The sequence below is a fragment of the Clostridium sp. L2-50 genome, from assembly GCF_000154245.1.
GTDB lineage: Bacteria > Bacillota > Clostridia > Lachnospirales > Lachnospiraceae > Coprococcus.
Genome location: NZ_DS480316.1, coordinates 105876 through 122245, shown reverse-complemented (window position 1 = coordinate 122245; position 16370 = coordinate 105876). Strand labels below are relative to the sequence as shown.

General features: G+C 39.2%; 13 protein-coding genes. 1 reads left to right on the top strand and 12 read right to left on the bottom strand.

What is annotated here, in order from left to right:
- Window positions 1-91 precede the first annotated feature (91 nt).
- The 6 genes from CLOL250_RS03715 to ruvA form a co-directional block, all read right to left on the bottom strand.
- Window positions 92-1573 (bottom strand): peptidoglycan D,D-transpeptidase FtsI family protein, encoded by a 1482-nt coding sequence (locus tag CLOL250_RS03715; protein ID WP_274922234.1) that lies wholly within the window; start codon window positions 1571-1573, stop codon window positions 92-94.
- Window positions 1515-2852: an FtsW/RodA/SpoVE family cell cycle protein gene (locus CLOL250_RS03710; RefSeq protein WP_274922233.1), complete on the bottom strand. Its 1338-nt coding sequence runs from the start codon at window positions 2850-2852 to the stop codon at window positions 1515-1517. Before CLOL250_RS03710 ends, CLOL250_RS03715 begins: the two co-directional genes overlap by 59 nt.
- A gap of 47 nt (window positions 2853-2899) precedes the next feature.
- Window positions 2900-5281, bottom strand: coding sequence for a U32 family peptidase (locus tag CLOL250_RS03705; protein WP_008400778.1), 2382 nt, complete (start codon window positions 5279-5281; stop codon window positions 2900-2902).
- Window positions 5271-5672, bottom strand: a complete 402-nt coding sequence (locus tag CLOL250_RS03700; RefSeq protein WP_008400777.1) for a cell division protein ZapA — start codon at window positions 5670-5672, stop codon at window positions 5271-5273. Before CLOL250_RS03700 ends, CLOL250_RS03705 begins: the two co-directional genes overlap by 11 nt.
- Before the next feature lie 100 nt (window positions 5673-5772).
- Complete coding sequence (gene ruvB, locus CLOL250_RS03695) at window positions 5773-6780, bottom strand: Holliday junction branch migration DNA helicase RuvB (protein WP_008400776.1); 1008 nt, start codon at window positions 6778-6780, stop codon at window positions 5773-5775.
- Between the two features lie 12 nt (window positions 6781-6792).
- Window positions 6793-7395: a Holliday junction branch migration protein RuvA gene (gene ruvA, locus CLOL250_RS03690; protein WP_008400775.1), complete on the bottom strand. Its 603-nt coding sequence runs from the start codon at window positions 7393-7395 to the stop codon at window positions 6793-6795.
- 210 nt (window positions 7396-7605) lie between these two features.
- Between ruvA and CLOL250_RS03685 the strand changes: the two genes are divergently transcribed.
- The gene (locus CLOL250_RS03685) at window positions 7606-8670 is read left to right on the top strand and encodes a ribonuclease H-like domain-containing protein (RefSeq protein WP_008400774.1); all 1065 of its coding nucleotides are present in this window, start codon (window positions 7606-7608) and stop codon (window positions 8668-8670) included.
- Window positions 8671-8820: 150 nt separating this feature from the next.
- Here the strand turns inward: CLOL250_RS03685 and CLOL250_RS03680 are convergent, their stop codons facing one another.
- The 6 genes from CLOL250_RS03680 to CLOL250_RS03655 all read right to left on the bottom strand — a co-directional run bounded on the left by CLOL250_RS03680 (window position 8821) and on the right by CLOL250_RS03655 (window position 16338).
- Window positions 8821-10773: a bifunctional 4-hydroxy-3-methylbut-2-enyl diphosphate reductase/30S ribosomal protein S1 gene (locus CLOL250_RS03680; RefSeq protein ID WP_008400773.1), complete on the bottom strand. Its 1953-nt coding sequence runs from the start codon at window positions 10771-10773 to the stop codon at window positions 8821-8823.
- Between the two features lie 20 nt (window positions 10774-10793).
- Window positions 10794-11447: a (d)CMP kinase gene (gene cmk / locus CLOL250_RS03675; protein ID WP_044944949.1), complete on the bottom strand. Its 654-nt coding sequence runs from the start codon at window positions 11445-11447 to the stop codon at window positions 10794-10796.
- Between the two features lie 26 nt (window positions 11448-11473).
- Window positions 11474-12724, bottom strand: a complete 1251-nt coding sequence (locus CLOL250_RS03670; RefSeq protein ID WP_008400771.1) for an NAD(P)/FAD-dependent oxidoreductase — start codon at window positions 12722-12724, stop codon at window positions 11474-11476.
- On the bottom strand, window positions 12721-13368 hold the full coding sequence (locus CLOL250_RS03665) for a potassium channel family protein (protein ID WP_044944946.1): 648 nt from the start codon (window positions 13366-13368) through the stop codon (window positions 12721-12723). Before CLOL250_RS03665 ends, CLOL250_RS03670 begins: the two co-directional genes overlap by 4 nt.
- Before the next feature lie 10 nt (window positions 13369-13378).
- Window positions 13379-14761, bottom strand: a complete 1383-nt coding sequence (locus CLOL250_RS03660; RefSeq protein ID WP_008400769.1) for a TrkH family potassium uptake protein — start codon at window positions 14759-14761, stop codon at window positions 13379-13381.
- A 170-nt stretch (window positions 14762-14931) separates the two neighbouring features.
- Window positions 14932-16338 (bottom strand): oxaloacetate decarboxylase subunit alpha, encoded by a 1407-nt coding sequence (locus CLOL250_RS03655; RefSeq protein ID WP_008400767.1) that lies wholly within the window; start codon window positions 16336-16338, stop codon window positions 14932-14934.
- Window positions 16339-16370 lie beyond the last annotated feature (32 nt).

Below are 16370 nucleotides of genomic sequence, written 5' to 3'. Positions count from 1 at the left end.
TCGACTACGAATAAAACTCTGAACCGACTTACATCTGCCAGCCCTTAATTGGTTATAAGTATATCAGTATTACTGCATTATTTCAAGCTGATTAATCATAATATGCATCAAATATCTTTCTGGCTATGGACGTCGCCGAAGTTCCTGTATTACTCGCATTCTCCACCAGAACGCAGACCACCAGATCAGGATTGTTAATATTTGAAAACCCGATAAACCAGGAATGGGAGTCCTTATTTTCATTAAATTCCGCTGTTCCCGTTTTGCCGGCTACCGTATAATCTGCGCCTGAAAAATAATCAGAAGCTGTTCCATAGTCCGTAACAGACCGCATAAGATCCGTTAATGTCTGTGCCTCTTTTGCGGAAATGATCCTGCCATAAGAGCTCTTAGAGAATTTCTTTACAACGCTTCCGTCACAATTCTCAATTCGATCCATCATATACGGCTTCATAAGAACACCGCCATTTGCGATCGCACACATGATCATCGCATTGTGAAGCGGCGTAATCAATGTCTTTCCCTGCCCGATCACAGTCTGAGGAATCAGAGATTTATCTGTCTTTGATGTCAGTGAATAGCTGGATTTATAATAATATCCGTCATACGGAAGTTCTTTATTATACAGGAAATCCTCACATAGCTTGTTTAAAGCATCCATATCAAGCTTTGTACCTATATTGGAAAATGAAGTATTACAGGAATATGCAAGTGACTGTTCCAGACCCACCGTTCCATGCACTTTATGATTATAACAATGTATGGATACACTGTTAAAGATTCCCTCACCCTCACATTCATAAGAATATGATTTGTAATTTGGATTTTCCCTGATATATTCAAGGGTTGTAAGTATCTTAAATGTAGATCCCGGTGGATACATTCCCTGTGTTGCGCGATTTAACAGGCACGAACTATCTGAATTTGCTGTTTCTTCTATAACAGATGTAATCTGGTTTGGGTCAAAATCCGGTTTGGAAACCATCACCTTGATCTTACCGGTAGACGGCTCTATCGCAACAATCGCGCCATCATTGCTTCCCAGTGCATTATAAGCTGTACTCTGAAGATCATAATCTAATGTAGTTATAACATTATTTCCCATGTTCTTTTTATTTGATAATGCATGGTACACACGATATAGGATATTCTGATTCGAGGTCAGCAGATAATAATTTGATGCCATCTCAAGTCCTGCCTGACCATTGCTGTCATATCCGACTGCATGGGCGAACATATTGCTGTACGGATAAACTCTTGTTTCATTTCCATCGTCATCTGTCTTTGTCTCCGCAAGAACAACACCATCATCCGAAATAATCTGTCCTTTGATAACTGTCTCCGCATACAGGTTCTGTCTTTTATTGTAGGAATTTGCGATATCAGAATCTGAATCCACGATTACATATTTGATCAGATGCGCCATCATTCCAATAAAGATAAAGACAACAAAATATGTCACTATAAGTACAGGAACGTTCTTTTTATCATTTTTCTTTTTTTCGATTTCTTCTCTACTCCCCTGAGAATACTTCTTCATGATTGCTTTGTTTGTAGATCGTTTGTTCTTCATTGCCACCAACTCCATTATTTTCAAGTACACAGATTCCCTGAATAATACCAAACAGGAATAATGTGCTCACTACCGAACTTACACCATAACTGACAAGCGGAAGTGTTACACCGGTAGAAGGAATAAACTTCGTTACACCGCCAATATTTAAAAATGTCTGGAATATAAAACATATTGTAAATCCAAATGCTACATTTTTATAAAAAGTATTTCTTATCTTCATTGAGATATTAATAAAATAAATAAAACAACTGATATACATAAGGATCAGACAAAGTGCAAAGATTACGCCGAACTCCTCACAGATTGCTGAAAAAATAAAATCACTGGATGCAACCGGTATCGCAGTCGGTAAACCTTTTCCCAGACCGCGCCCTTCCATTCCACCCGATCCAATGGCGAATAACGACTGACAAATCTGATAACCTGCATCATTAATATAAGAAAATGGATCTAACCATGCATTGATTCGGGTTGTCACATGACTGAATTTGTTCTTAAATATCATATATCCTACAGTTGCAAGAACCGCCGCGCCGCCAAGTCCTCCAATCAGGATCATCGTCTTCTGTGTTGCAAGATATACCATCATGATAAAGATCATAACAAAGATAGCCGCACCACCAAGATCCTTTTCTGCAACAAGCACCAGCATAAATAATCCGGATACAACCGTGACCTTTATCAAATCCTTAAAACTCCTCGCTTTATTAAGCGCACTTGCAAGGAAAAATACAAATATTATTTTAACAAATTCCATCGGCTGCAAAGAGATCGATCCTATCTGGATCCAGTTCATAGAACCATATTTGGATACTCCAAGAAACGGAATAAAGACCGTACTTAGGAAACCGATTCCTAATACTGCATAAAAAATATCCCAGTTCTTAAGATTCTTGCATTTGACAATAATAAGCGGAATAAATGCAGTAATAACTAATGTGATCGTAGCAAAAGCAAACTGCTTTTTTGCCAGATCAAAATCCAGTCTAGTCAGCATAACATATCCGATCAGAAGTAAAAATGACATGTTATTTGTGATCAATCTGGATGATTTCTTATATATTCCGTGATAAGACACCATATATACAATGGATACGATCATCTGTAACAGATAAAAAATAATAATACTGACTGTTTTATATTTTAAAAACAGGGTCAGATAACACAGAAAATGTATGATAAATACATAGAAAATCTGTACATTAAGTGCATGATTTTTTTTATCTTCTCTTACAGGCTTCAAGACCGTAAAACATTTAACTGTATATAAAAGCATAAAAAATATAATCAAGTATTTTGAAATTTCAGTAATTATTGTTGCCATTATTCAATACCCTTTATATAATGTCCTCTTGTATAATCTAACTCATCCGATTCTATATCAGTTTCACCGGTCTGAATCTTTTCCAATCGATCCATGACCTTTTTCGTCTGATCTACGGATTCAATCGTAAAATCAATCAAATATTCATTGGTTATATCAGTATTTCTGTTATTTGTCAACTGCTTCACATTATCTGTCGGTACGCCGTTATAGATAATTGAATAACAATCTCTGCAATTATTTACACTGAAAAAGCGATTACCCTTTTCATCCCGGAACGAAAAGCGCTTGCTTCTGTTATAACCGCAGCCATCCAGATAATTATTGATAAAACACTGTGCCGTGATCATTACCGGCTGATATCCGTATAACCGTTCTACCGTACCGGTACAAAGACTTTCTAATTCATGATGAGTCAGTTCCACCGAGCCCACGAATATTACATTATCAAATGTATCCTTATAGAAGCGAATTGCTTCATCATTATAAGCATACAGGAAAGAATCTAACAGAACAGTTCCCTTATATCCGTATTCTTTAAGAAGCCCCAGTTCATCTATATTTTTTACATAGATTCCATCTGTCATTCCGGCCAGAAAATAAAGATCCTTCATGTTATGCTTTTTGTTTTCACGTAAGATATCAGGAAACGCCACATAAATTTTCTTCTCACTGTTCATCTTCCCGACTTCTGCTTCACGTATTATATTATAATCGATAATGATATGACGTACAAATTCATAATTATTAACAATTTGAAATTGTTCCATTGTTTTTACAGACACATAGCAACCTGCAGCTCTTTTAAGATCGGTTTTCATCTCATTTTTTCGCTTGATATCTTCCCGACTGTTATATAGTGGTTTCATCTCATCTGATACCCTTCGTCTATATCGTCCGATCAGCGCCTGCTCCAACCGGCGAACAGCTTCCCGCCTTAATACATTCAGACTTCCAAGAGATATAAAGATATTCTCATCGCATTCTGATTCCAGATAAAAGTTAAAACCGGTTCCGCCTGTTTTTGACAGCTTATCTATGATCTGCGTCACCTCAACCGGACGTTTTGCAGCCTGTGATATACATTCTCCTTTAACTTTTACCGAGATATCGTCCACACCTGAAAACAGCTCCAAAGTGATCGGCTCTCCGATTTTTGCTGTTACCTTTCCATAAATATCCGTCTGTTTTTCTTTCTGTATAAAACGTACACCGATATCTTCGATCAGCGCATTGTTTCTTGTCCGGTATACATGCATATCTTTTCGAATCTGCCGGAGATTATTCGCATTCAGTCGAATCTTCTGTCCTGCCTGTGCAGTTACATTGGATGTCAGTTCAATATTCTGTTCTGTACCGGTACGGATCTCCAAGACATCTTTTGCCTGAATTCCACGTTCCAGACGAATATAGACAAATGGTGCTTCCACCGCTTCTACTTTACCGATTAAAGTTCCGGTATGATTCGGGCGCTTGTTCGCAAGCATTTCTTTTCCGTTCTTCATATAATAATAACCGGACGAAAAACCGCCCCGGTTATAGATATCCATTAGCCTGTCTGTATGATATGCGATCCGCTTCTCATTCAAATGTCCGTTTATACATTCATCTGTAATCTCTGAATATGCATGAACCGTTGCAGCCACATATTCCGGTTTCTTCATTCTGCCTTCAATCTTAAAAGAGTCAATACCCGCCTCAATCAGCTGTGGCAAGCTTGCAAGTGTACACATGTCCTTCATGCTGAGTGCATATTCATGATTAAATTGTTTGCTGTTATAAGCCTTTCTGCAAGGTTGTGCGCAACGTCCACGATTGCCGCTTCTGCCGCCTGCAAAACTGCTCATCAGGCATTTTCCGGAATAACAAAAGCACATCGCCCCATGTACAAAGGTCTCTATCTCGATATCAACTGCTTCTTTTATAGATTTTATTTCATTTAATGATAATTCCCTTGCAGGAACAAATCTTGTCATGCCCAGATTTTTAAGAAATTCTGCCCCGTAAGTACTGCATACACTCATCTGCGTACTTCCATGTAAAGGCAGATCAGGATATGCTTTTGAAAGACTTCTTATAACACCAACATCCTGTACAATAATCCCATCTACACCTTCCCTGTAAAAAGGGTCAAGGTAAGGAATCAGATCTTTCATTTCACTATTTTTAAGCAAAGTATTAACTGCCATATATAACTTCACATTATGAATATGGCAGTAATCAATTGCTTCCAGTAATTCTGTTGTATCAAAATTTCCCGCAAATGCACGAGCACTGAACATATTGCCTCCGGCATAACATGCATCTGCACCTGCATTTACTGCAGCTTTCAATGATTCCATCGAGCCTGCCGGAGCTAAAATCTCAGGTCTATTTAACATTATTTTCTGCTTCCAACTTAATTATTTCTCTCTGTAAAGCGTTGACTTTTTCTTTGTATTCGTCAATCATCTTTTGCGCAGATTCATACTTAATCTGTGTTTCGATCACTTCATGTCTGAGATCATAGATCTGCTTGTCCTTGTCATCATCCTCCGTCAGCATCTGATTCACCTGAAGCTTTGCCTTGAAATAATCATCTGCGATATTAAGTGCAAGTAATACGCTCTGATATTCCGCATTAAAACGGCGATAACTTTCGGAAGACTGACACTCCTGAATCTTACCATTGATATAAGACGCTACATTCTGGAGATATTCTTCACTTTCAAATCCGCTCAATGTATACACTTTATTGTTAATAACCACCGGGATATCATTTTTCTGTGACATAACTCTCCTCCTTTATATATTCATTTTATTTCTTTTATATTTGTTATATCCGTGCATATCATGCAGGTATTTATTTTTCGTTATTCTACTAATATATTTTCTATTCGATAAATGCATCCAGTCCGAAATGCTTATAACACCGCTCGGTCACAACCCGACCTCTTGGAGTCCGGTTAATAAAACCGTTTTTAATAAGATATGGTTCATATACATCTTCTATCGTTCCGGAATCTTCGCCGATGGCTGCAGCCAGAGTATCAAGTCCTACCGGTCCGCCTCCAAACTTTTCTATCATTGTCATCAAGATATTCCGGTCTGTATTATCAAGCCCCATAGAATCAACCTCAAGCTTATCGAGTGCAGTCTTTGCGACCTCATAATCGATACAGCCATTGTGGCACACCTGAGCAAAATCCCGACATCTCTTTAACAGACGGTTGGCAAGTCTTGGGGTTCCTCTGGAACGCTTTGCAATCTCAAGGGCTCCTGCATCATCTGTTTCTACACCAAGCACATCTCCGGAACGAATTACAATCTGCTTCAATTCCTCCGGTGAATAGAACTCCAATCGATCTACCATTCCAAAACGATCACGAAGCGGTGCTGTAAGCATACCGGCTCTTGTCGTTGCACCGATCAATGTGAATTTGGGAAGATCCAGACGGATCGATCTTGCTCCTGCTCCTTTACCGATCACAACATCGATCGCAAAATCTTCCATTGCAGGATATAAGACTTCCTCTACCTGACTGTTTAATCTGTGAATCTCATCAATAAATAATATATCATTTTCTGAGAGATTATTTAAAATAGCCGCAAGTTCACCCGGCTTCTCGATTGCCGGTCCGGATGTGATCTTGATATTGACACCCATCTCATTTGCGACAATAGATGCTAGTGTCGTTTTACCAAGTCCCGGCGGACCATATAAAAGCAAATGATCTAAGGGTTCATTTCTTCTCTTTGCCGCCTCTATAAAAATCTTCAGATTCTCTTTTACTTTATTCTGTCCAATATATTCATCCAGATACTTTGGTCTCAGACTGTATTCGCTATTTAATTCTTCTATATCTGCTTCTGTTGAAATAATTCTGCCCACTATGTCCACCTGTATCCGTTTTTATATTAATTTCTTCAATGCTGCCTTTAATATAGCTTCTGTGTCCATCTGTCCGATATCGCCGATCTTTTTTACGGCAAGTGCTGCTTCCGAATTCGAATAGCCAAGATTTACAAGTGCAAGTATCGCATCCCTTGCTGCATTTACATCCTGTGTATTCTGTGCGATCGACTGCTCATAGGCTGCATCCATCATATCTTCCATCTTTAACTTATCTTTTAATTCCAGTATGATCCTTGATGCACCCTTGGTGCCGACACCATTTGCTTTTGATATCGTCTTTGCATCCTCTGAGATCACCGCGAGCTGAAGCTCCTGGATCGTAAGAGCTGTAAGGATCGCCATAGCGACCTTCGGGCCTACCCCGCTGATTCCGATCAGAATACGGAATACAGATAATTCCTCTTCTGAATGAAACCCATATAATGTCAATTCATCTTCTCTTATATACATATGTGTGTATACTTTAATCTGCGTTCCATATGCCGGAATGCGCTCAAGGAACTTACCGGATACGAAGATCCGATACCCCATTCCGTGGTTATCGATTACTATATAATTCTCTCCTGCACTAACAAGTGCTCCTGCAATATATGCTATCATAATGATATGTCTCCGAATTTTACTATGCCAAGTATAACACAGTTTTCTCGTTATGGAAATATCTGATTGATTTTTTGACCGCAGAGGCATATCATGAAATTATTCGATTGATTTTTTACATATAAGGATGTATTTTAAATTACTACTATAAAACTAATTTAATTTTCAATCTAAATTACATGATATATTTTACATTTGAGGTTAAACACTATGATTCAATATAGCTATACCATGCCGCTTTCTTCGGTTAACCTGAACTGGATGAAAGAAACGTCGGATCAATATCTGTTCTTCGACATCGAGACAACCGGATTAAGTGCTGCCCGATCAGATCTCTATCTGATCGGATATGGAACGATTTTAAATAATGAACAGCTTCGCATCACTTTATTATTCAATGATGATGGCTGTTCCGAACCAAAGATACTCGCTGTATTTAAAAATATATTGTCTGACTACAAATATCTTGTTACATATAACGGTGACACCTTCGATCTTCCATATATAAAGGAAAAATACAGACAGTTCCGGCAAGAGATATCCTTCGATTCAATTATCAGTATTGATGTATACCGTAAAATAAGAAAATATAAAAAGCTGCTCCGGATGGATTCAATGAAACAATCCGCCCTGGAATCTGTTATGGGAATAGAACGGGACGAATTTCACTCAGGTGGCCTTCTGATCGATACATATCATGACTACCTAAGTACAAAGGATACGCAACTACTGGATATGCTTCTGTCTCATAATAAGGATGATATCTATGGCTTGTTTTATGTATCAGGTGCACTTACCCTTACTTCTTTCTTTGATGGCGACTTTGAGATATCGGAAACCACCTGCACCGATACACAGTTTATGATCTGTATGCAGACAAGAAAACTTGCGATTCCATTTGATACCAACTGCAATGATATACATATTTCAGGCAAAGATGAAATCGTGACGATCAATATTCCGGCTATCCATGATACACTGAAATATTTTTATAAGGACTATAAGAATTATTTCTATCTGCCATTAGAACAGACTGCCATCCACAAGGATGTTGCCTGTTATGTAGAAAACGCCTATAAAGAAAAAGCCCGCCCGGAAACTGCGTACACAACAAAGTCAAGTGTATTCATCCGACAGAACAAATTTAAAATGCCTCATATATTCAAATACGAACATACCGATAAAGACGGATACATCGAACTGGATGATGCTTTCATCAATGACAGGATACAGTTAAAAGAATATCTCCTCAATATTTTAAAGCAGATCAAATAGTTCCGGGACATACTGCAAAAGCGGAAATTGCAAGAATGCGGAATAAGAGCAAGGTTATAGGCAAAATATAATATACATAAAACAGTAAAATACCCACTGATGAAATTTCAACAGTGGGTATTTTTACATTTTATAAGAAATAATCTTTGATTATTCTTCTACAGGAGCTTCTTCAACTTCCTCTGTTTCCTCCGGAGCCGGAAGTAATGCCTTTACGCTCAGGCTGATCTTCTTCTCTTCCGGTTTGAAATCAACAACCTTAGCTTCGATCTCATCACCAATCTTATATACATCTTCCGGTTTTGCAACATGATCATATGAAATCTGTGAAACATGAAGTAATGCGTCAACGCCCGGCTCTAATTCAACGAATGCACCAAAGTCAGTCATACGTGCGATCTTACCTGTTACAACTGTTCCAACAGCATATTTCTCTTCTGCATTTAACCATGGATTTGTCTCATCAAACTTTAAGCTTAACGCAATCTTGTCACCATTGATGTCCTTAATGAATGCCTTAACAGTGTCACCAACCTTGAACATCTTCTTAGGGCTTTCTACTCTGCCCCATGACATCTCTGAAATATGAAGAAGTCCATCAGCACCACCGAGGTCAATGAATGCACCGAAATCTGTTACATTCTTTACTGTACCTTCTACTGTCATGCCAACTTCAATCTTTTCGAATAATTCTTTTGCAGCTGCAGCTTTTCTCTCAACGATGAGTTTCTTTCTGTTACCAATGATTCTTCTCTTCTTAGGATTGAACTCTGTAAGCTGGAATTCGATATCCTGGTCTAAGTACTTATCAAGGTTCTTTTCATATAAGTCAGATACAAGACTTGCTGGAATGAAAATTCTTGTCTCTTCGTAAAGAACATTTAAACCACCATTTACAACCTGAACAACCTTACCTGTAAGGATATCACCATTATTAAATGCTTCTTCTAATTTCTCGTTTACTTTCTCTGCTGCAACTCTCTTGTATGAAAGAGCAACCTGTCCTTCGCCATCATTTGTCTTGATAACCTTAACAGTGATTGGATCCCCAACTTTTACCAACTCTGTTAAATCAGCGTTTGGAGTATTTGTATATTCATTTCTGGTAATGATACCATCTGACTTATACTTGATATCAACTACGATCTCATCCGGCTTAACACCGATAATTGTTCCATCGATAATCTCTCCCTGTCTGATTGACGCCTTGCTTTCATCATTTTCTAACATCTGTTCAAAACTTAACTCTGCCATGCTACTATGAACCTCCTTAATAATATAATTTGGGGTAGATGCCCCCGCAGTAATACCTACCCTACTAACGGATTCAAAAGTAGTCAAATCCAAATCAACGAGTGTCTGTATATAGTAAGTATTCTCACATTCTTGTTTACTAATATCATATAGCTTCTGAGTATTAGAACTATTTCGACCACCTATAACGATCATGGCATCTACAGTCTTTGCAATGTTCCTTGCTTCCGTCTGTCGAACTGCCGTTGCATTACAGATTGTCTCATGAACAAACACATTATACAATTTTTTTCGAATAATATCAACAATATCTTTAAATTTATTCTTATTAAAGGTGGTCTGTGATACTAAACTAAAGTTAATTTGCTCAAAATTCGGCTCATTTTCTATATTTTTCACCAAATCTTCTGCCTCTGAAACGCTCTGTACCGTATATGCTTTCGTCTCACACCAGCCAATAATACCCTCGACTTCCGGATGATCCCTGTTACCAACTATGATAATACGGTTTCCTTTTTTGCTCTCATCCTGTGCGATCGTATGGATTTTTTTTACAAACGGGCAGGTCGCATCTACCACGTTGACATGTCTGGCTTCCAACTGATCCATAACATCTTTCGATACTCCATGTGACCGGATAATAACCGTTGCATCTTTCTGCTGATCAAGTTCGGCAAGATCATCGATCACCAATATTCCTTTTTTTCTCAGGTCTTCGATCACTTCTTCATTATGAATGATCGGACCATAAGTATATACATGCTGTTTCCCTGCTTCTTTATACGCTGTATCAACGGCTCGCTGTACACCAAAACAGAATCCTGCCGACTTTGCTAATATAATTTCCATATTTTGTCCATACTCCGGTTTTATTTTTCTGCAATGCTGATGATCTTAGCTACAACCTCATCGATACTCATATCTGAACTGTCAAGATATACAGCATCCTCTGCCTGCTTCAGTGGTGCAATCGGACGTTCCATGTCTTGTTTGTCCCTTGTGATAATGTCTGTTTCGATTTTATTGATATCCGGTGTTTCTCCCTTGGCTGTCAGTTCATCATATCTTCTCTTTGCACGAACTGCGGAAGAAGCGGTCAGATAGATTTTTACTTCTGCATTTGGAAGAATGTTTGTACCGATATCTCGTCCATCCATAACGACATCATTTTCTCTTGCAAGCTTTCTCTGAAGATCTAACAGCTTTTCTCTTACACATGGGATTGCAGATGATCTGGATGCCATGTTACCCACCTCTTCTTTTCTGAGACTTCCGGTTACATTCTCGCCATTCAGATATACCTGCTGTGCATGATCTTCATAACAGATTGTGATCTCGATCCCTGCGATCTCTTCGGCCACTGCATCTGCATCCGTTACATCTGTCTTTGCATTCAATAATGCAAGTGCAACTGCACGATACATCGCTCCGGTATCTACATAGATATATCCGAGTTTTCCTGCTACCAATTTTGCTATTGTACTTTTCCCTGCTCCTGCAGGTCCGTCAATTGCTATATTCATTTTTTCTCTCCTTTTATCCATTTACTTTAGTTACTACCTTCTGAACATGCAAGTCCCGCCAGATATCCGGTTGACCATGCGATCTGCAGATTAAATCCACCTGTCAGTGCATCTACATCCAAAACCTCGCCTGCAAAATACAGATGATCTACAAGTTTTGATTGCATTGTTGACGGAACAACCTCCTTTACGTTGACGCCGCCTTTTGTAATGATTGCCTCTTCAAAACCGCGAAGTCCCCGGAACGAAAGTGTAAACTGTTTGAGTACGGTTACTAAATTCTTTCGTTCTTCCTTTGTGATTGAATTCACCTTCTTATACGGATCGATTCCTGAACGTTTTATGACTACATCGATCAGTTTGACCGGAAGCAGATCACCAAGTGAATTATGAAAATCTTTATTAGCATATTTGCTAAAATCCCGAAGGATACGATCATCCAGCATTTCTTCTGTCATCGCAGGCTTCAGATCGATATACATGCTTAAATCCTTATCCAGATATTTATGAAGATATGCCGATGCCTTTATTACCAGAGGACCGCTGATGCCAAAATGTGTAAACAACAGCTCTCCCTGTTCTTCAAACAGACACTTCTTTCCACATTTAATCACAAGCTCTACATTTTTTAACGATAGTCCCATAAGTTCTTTGCAGAATTCATCCTTTAATTCAAATGGAACAAGTGATGGTAAAAGCTCTTTGATCGTGTGCCCTGCGCTCTCGGCAAACCGATATCCGTCTCCGGTTGATCCGGTAAGCGGATACGATATCCCGCCGGTTGTTATGACGACTGCATCTCCATACACATCTTTCTTTCCATGTGCCGTCTTGATCTGTACGCCTTTTACTACCTGATCTTCTATAATAAGCTTCTGAACTTCCGTCTGTAGTTCTACTATGATCTCCTGATTTCGGTTTAATTTCGTTTTTAATACTCCGATCACGTCAGATGAATGATCGCTGACCGGAAATACACGATCTCCGCGTTCTACCTTTGTCTTTAGTCCAAGTTTCTCAAAGAAATCAATCGTCATCTGATTATCAAAGGTATAAAACGGACTGTACATGAATTTACTGTTTGTTGTCACCGACTGAAAAAAGCGGTCTGCATCCCCTGCATTTGTCAGGTTGCATCTCCCCTTACCTGTAATGAATAACTTCTTTCCAAGGCGATCATTCTTTTCAAATAATACAACCTCGCAGCCATTTTCCGCAGCTGTGATCGCAGCCATCATGCCGGCCGCACCACCACCGACTACTATTATTTTTTTCATTGCATCATCCTCTTTAAACCTTCATTCGATATAGTCACTAACAGTCTGTAGCTTTCTTTTAACTGTAGCTCCGGGGTGATATGGTCAATCGAACGTCCGTCTTCCTTTACCAGAATGATATTCATATTATAACTTCTTCTGAAATCAAGTTCTTTTAATGTCTTGCCGACCCATTCCGGTCGAACCGAGATCTCTGCTACATTGATGTTATCCGAAATCTCAAAGAATTCCAGAAAATTGCTACATAAGAGCTTTTTTGCAACATTAATTCCGGCATCCTTTTCCGGATAGATAACTTTATCCGCTCCGATCTTGGACAGGATCTTTGCTGCTTCATCGTTATTCGATTTAGCAAGAATATATGGAACACCCAGTTCTTTTGCTGTTATGATCGTCATTGCACTGGCTTCCAGATTATCACCCATTGCAACTACAACACCATCCATATTCTCAAGTCCTGCTTCTTTCAGACTCTCTGTCTCGCATACATTGATCGTCACCGCACAGGTAACCTGTGATGAAATCCGCTTCACACATTCAGGATTACTGTCGATCGCCAGAACCTGCGCACCGGATTCCATCAAAGTGAGGGCAACATTTGTTCCAAATCGCCCAAGCCCTACTACCGCAAATGATTTTTTCATACTTTCCTCCTTATCCAACGATCACATCTTCTTCCGGATAATGAAGAAGCCGATGTTTTCCGTTCTGTGTATTAAATGCTACCACCATAGATATCGGTCCAACTCGTCCGATATACATACAGATCATAATGATGATCTGTCCTGCCGTATTCAAAACAGGCGTCAGATTTCTGGATAATCCAACTGTACAGACAGCACTTGCAACCTCAAACAAGGCATCCAGCAGATTCACATCATTGGTCGCCATCAATAATATCGTCATTATAAATATTGTACTCATACTTAAGAATACAATTGCAACTGCTTTTTTTACAACGGATACCGGAATATTTCTCTTGAAGACCTCCGTATCCTCATGATTTCTGATCATGGCAGCAAATGTAAAGAAAATAACTGCAATGGTTACGGTCTTCATTCCTCCAGCTGTTCCAACCGGCGAACCGCCGATCATCATAAGTAACGCCCCGAAGAAAGCCGTTACCGGTCGAAGTGCTGCCTGTGGTACAGCCGCAAATCCTGCCGTACGAAGTGTTACCGACTGAAAAAAAGCATTTAATATCCGGTCTTTTTCGGATAAATTACCAAGAGTGTCCGGATTAGAGCGTTCAAGGAAATAGATAACAACTGTACCACCGATCAATAACAGCAATGTCATAAAAATTGCGATCTTCGTCTGTAAATGAACACCATTCCATGCCGACCGGATACTGCATTTCTTTGTACGGATTCTTCGAAACGCTTCAACCGTATCCCACCATACAATAAATCCGATTCCACCCATAATGATCAGAAAAGAAGTATTCAGCATCATCAAAAGATTGGAATGGTAAGGAATCAAACTGTCCGCACCCATAATGTCGAGACCGGCATTACAAAATGCTGAAACGGCATGAAATACTGAAAACCAGATTCCCTTTAATAATCCGTATTCTCTGCAATAATAAAAACTGTAAATAAATGCTCCAATTCCTTCGATCAGAAACGTTCCCTTTATTACTTTTATCGTAAACTTCAAAAGTCCTTGCTTACTGTTCAGATTAAATGCATCCTGCAACAGCATTGTACTTTTCAAGGTTATCTTCATTCTGAATAACAACATAAACAGTGTGATGATCGAAACGATTCCGAGTCCGCCGATCTGGATCAAAATTAATATCACACCTTTACCAAACAAACTCCAATAGGAAAATGTATCGACAACCACCAGCCCTGTCACACATACGGATGTCGTCGATGTAAACGCAGCCGTCAGGAGATCTGTCCATGTTCCGTTTGCAGATGCAATCGGCAATGATAATAATATCGTTCCTACAATAACTGTGATAAGAAAGCCCAATGCTATAATTCTTGTTGTTGTAAGATAATTTCGGTTCACATATTTCTTCTTATTCATGATATTTCCCTAGACCTCTACTCAAAACAATCCCCTGCCTCTGCTATATCTGACAGATAACAAAATTCATGATATAAACATGGGAAGATACAGACCGGATACCACCAGTCTGCTCTTCCCATAGTATACCTGCATATGCCATTTTTCAAACGACATAACACTTTATAATCTTATACCGGATATGCCTTATCCTCTTTGTTTACAAGTGTTGCATCAACCTTTGTCTTCTTTGCTTCTCTTAACTTGAAGAAATCAACAGCAACCTGTGGGAACAATGCATATGTTAATACATCTTCATCCTGTTCCTTGTACTGAATCATTTCCTTCTCGATCTTACCAAGCTCGTTTTCAAGAAGATCAGCAGGACGACATGTGATAGGCTCCTGATCACCGATTACTTTCTTTCTAACTTCCGGATCAACAGGCTTTACAGACTGACCATACTCGCCGGCAACCAGTGCTTTTGCCTCTTTTGTACACATCTTGTATCTCTCGCCTGTAACAACATTTAATACAGCCTGAGTACCAACGATCTGGCTGGATGGAGTAACAAGAGGTGGTTCACCGAAGTCTTTACGAACTCTAGGGACTTCTTCCAGAACCTGTTCGAACTTATCTTCTGCGTTCATTTCCTTTAACTGTGATACAAGGTTTGATAACATACCACCCGGTACCTGATATAATAATGTCTTAACATTAACACCAAGAACCTTTGGATTCAGAAGGCCGGACTTAATCCACTCTTCTCTTAATGGTCTGAAGTAATCAGCGATCTCAGCGAGAAGGTTCTGATCAAATCCAGGATCATATGGTGTGCCTTCAAATGTCTTAGCCATAACTTCTGTTGCAGGCTGGCTTGTACCAAGTGCTAATGGTGAAATTGCTGTATCGATGATATCACATCCTGCTTCAACAGCCTTCATATATGTCATGGAAGCAACACCTGATGTATAATGTGTATGAAGCTGGATTGGAAGGGAAGAACCTTCCTTTAATGCCTGAACAAGCTCGGTTGCCTTATATGGAACAAGAAGACCTGCCATATCCTTGATACAGATAGAATCTGCACCCATATCCTCAATTCTCTTAGCCATATCTTTCCAGTAATCAAGTGTATAAGCATCACCTAATGTATAGGAAAGTGCAACCTGTGCATGACCTTTTTCCTTATTACATGCCTTAACAGCAGTTTCAAGGTTTCTGATATCATTTAAGCAGTCGAAAATTCTGATAATATCAATACCATTTGCGATTGACTTCTGAACAAAATACTCAACCACATCATCTGCATAATGACGGTAACCAAGAATGTTCTGGCCTCTGAATAACATCTGAAGCTTTGTATTCTTAAAACCATCTCTTAATTTTCTAAGTCTCTCCCATGGATCTTCCTTAAGGAATCTGAGACATGCATCGAATGTAGCACCACCCCAGCACTCAACAGAATGATATCCAACCTTATCCATCTTATCGATGATTGGAAGCATCTGTTCTGTTGTCATACGGGTAGCGATCAGTGACTGATGCGCATCACGTAATACAGTTTCGGTAATCTTAACCGGTTTCTTTTCTGCCATTTCGAACCTCCTGAATATATTCTCATATGATT

What these genes read in the sequence shown, in the direction of transcription:
- CLOL250_RS03685 (WP_008400774.1), top strand. Translation starts at nt 7,606, where the DNA reads ATGATTCAATATAGCTATACCATGCCGCTTTCTTCGGTTAACCTGAAC.
- CLOL250_RS03705 (WP_008400778.1), bottom strand. Translation starts at nt 5,281, where the DNA reads ATGTTAAATAGACCTGAGATTTTAGCTCCGGCAGGCTCGATGGAATCA.
- CLOL250_RS03655 (WP_008400767.1), bottom strand. Translation starts at nt 16,338, where the DNA reads ATGGCAGAAAAGAAACCGGTTAAGATTACCGAAACTGTATTACGTGAT.
- CLOL250_RS03680 (WP_008400773.1), bottom strand. Translation starts at nt 10,773, where the DNA reads ATGGAAATTATATTAGCAAAGTCGGCAGGATTCTGTTTTGGTGTACAG.
- CLOL250_RS03715 (WP_274922234.1), bottom strand. Translation starts at nt 1,573, where the DNA reads ATGAAGAACAAACGATCTACAAACAAAGCAATCATGAAGAAGTATTCT.
- cmk (WP_044944949.1), bottom strand. Translation starts at nt 11,447, where the DNA reads ATGAATATAGCAATTGACGGACCTGCAGGAGCAGGGAAAAGTACAATA.
- CLOL250_RS03710 (WP_274922233.1), bottom strand. Translation starts at nt 2,852, where the DNA reads ATGCTTTTATATACAGTTAAATGTTTTACGGTCTTGAAGCCTGTAAGA.
- ruvA (WP_008400775.1), bottom strand. Translation starts at nt 7,395, where the DNA reads ATGATAGCATATATTGCAGGAGCACTTGTTAGTGCAGGAGAGAATTAT.
- CLOL250_RS03670 (WP_008400771.1), bottom strand. Translation starts at nt 12,724, where the DNA reads ATGAAAAAAATAATAGTAGTCGGTGGTGGTGCGGCCGGCATGATGGCT.
- CLOL250_RS03660 (WP_008400769.1), bottom strand. Translation starts at nt 14,761, where the DNA reads ATGAATAAGAAGAAATATGTGAACCGAAATTATCTTACAACAACAAGA.
- CLOL250_RS03700 (WP_008400777.1), bottom strand. Translation starts at nt 5,672, where the DNA reads ATGTCACAGAAAAATGATATCCCGGTGGTTATTAACAATAAAGTGTAT.
- CLOL250_RS03665 (WP_044944946.1), bottom strand. Translation starts at nt 13,368, where the DNA reads ATGAAAAAATCATTTGCGGTAGTAGGGCTTGGGCGATTTGGAACAAAT.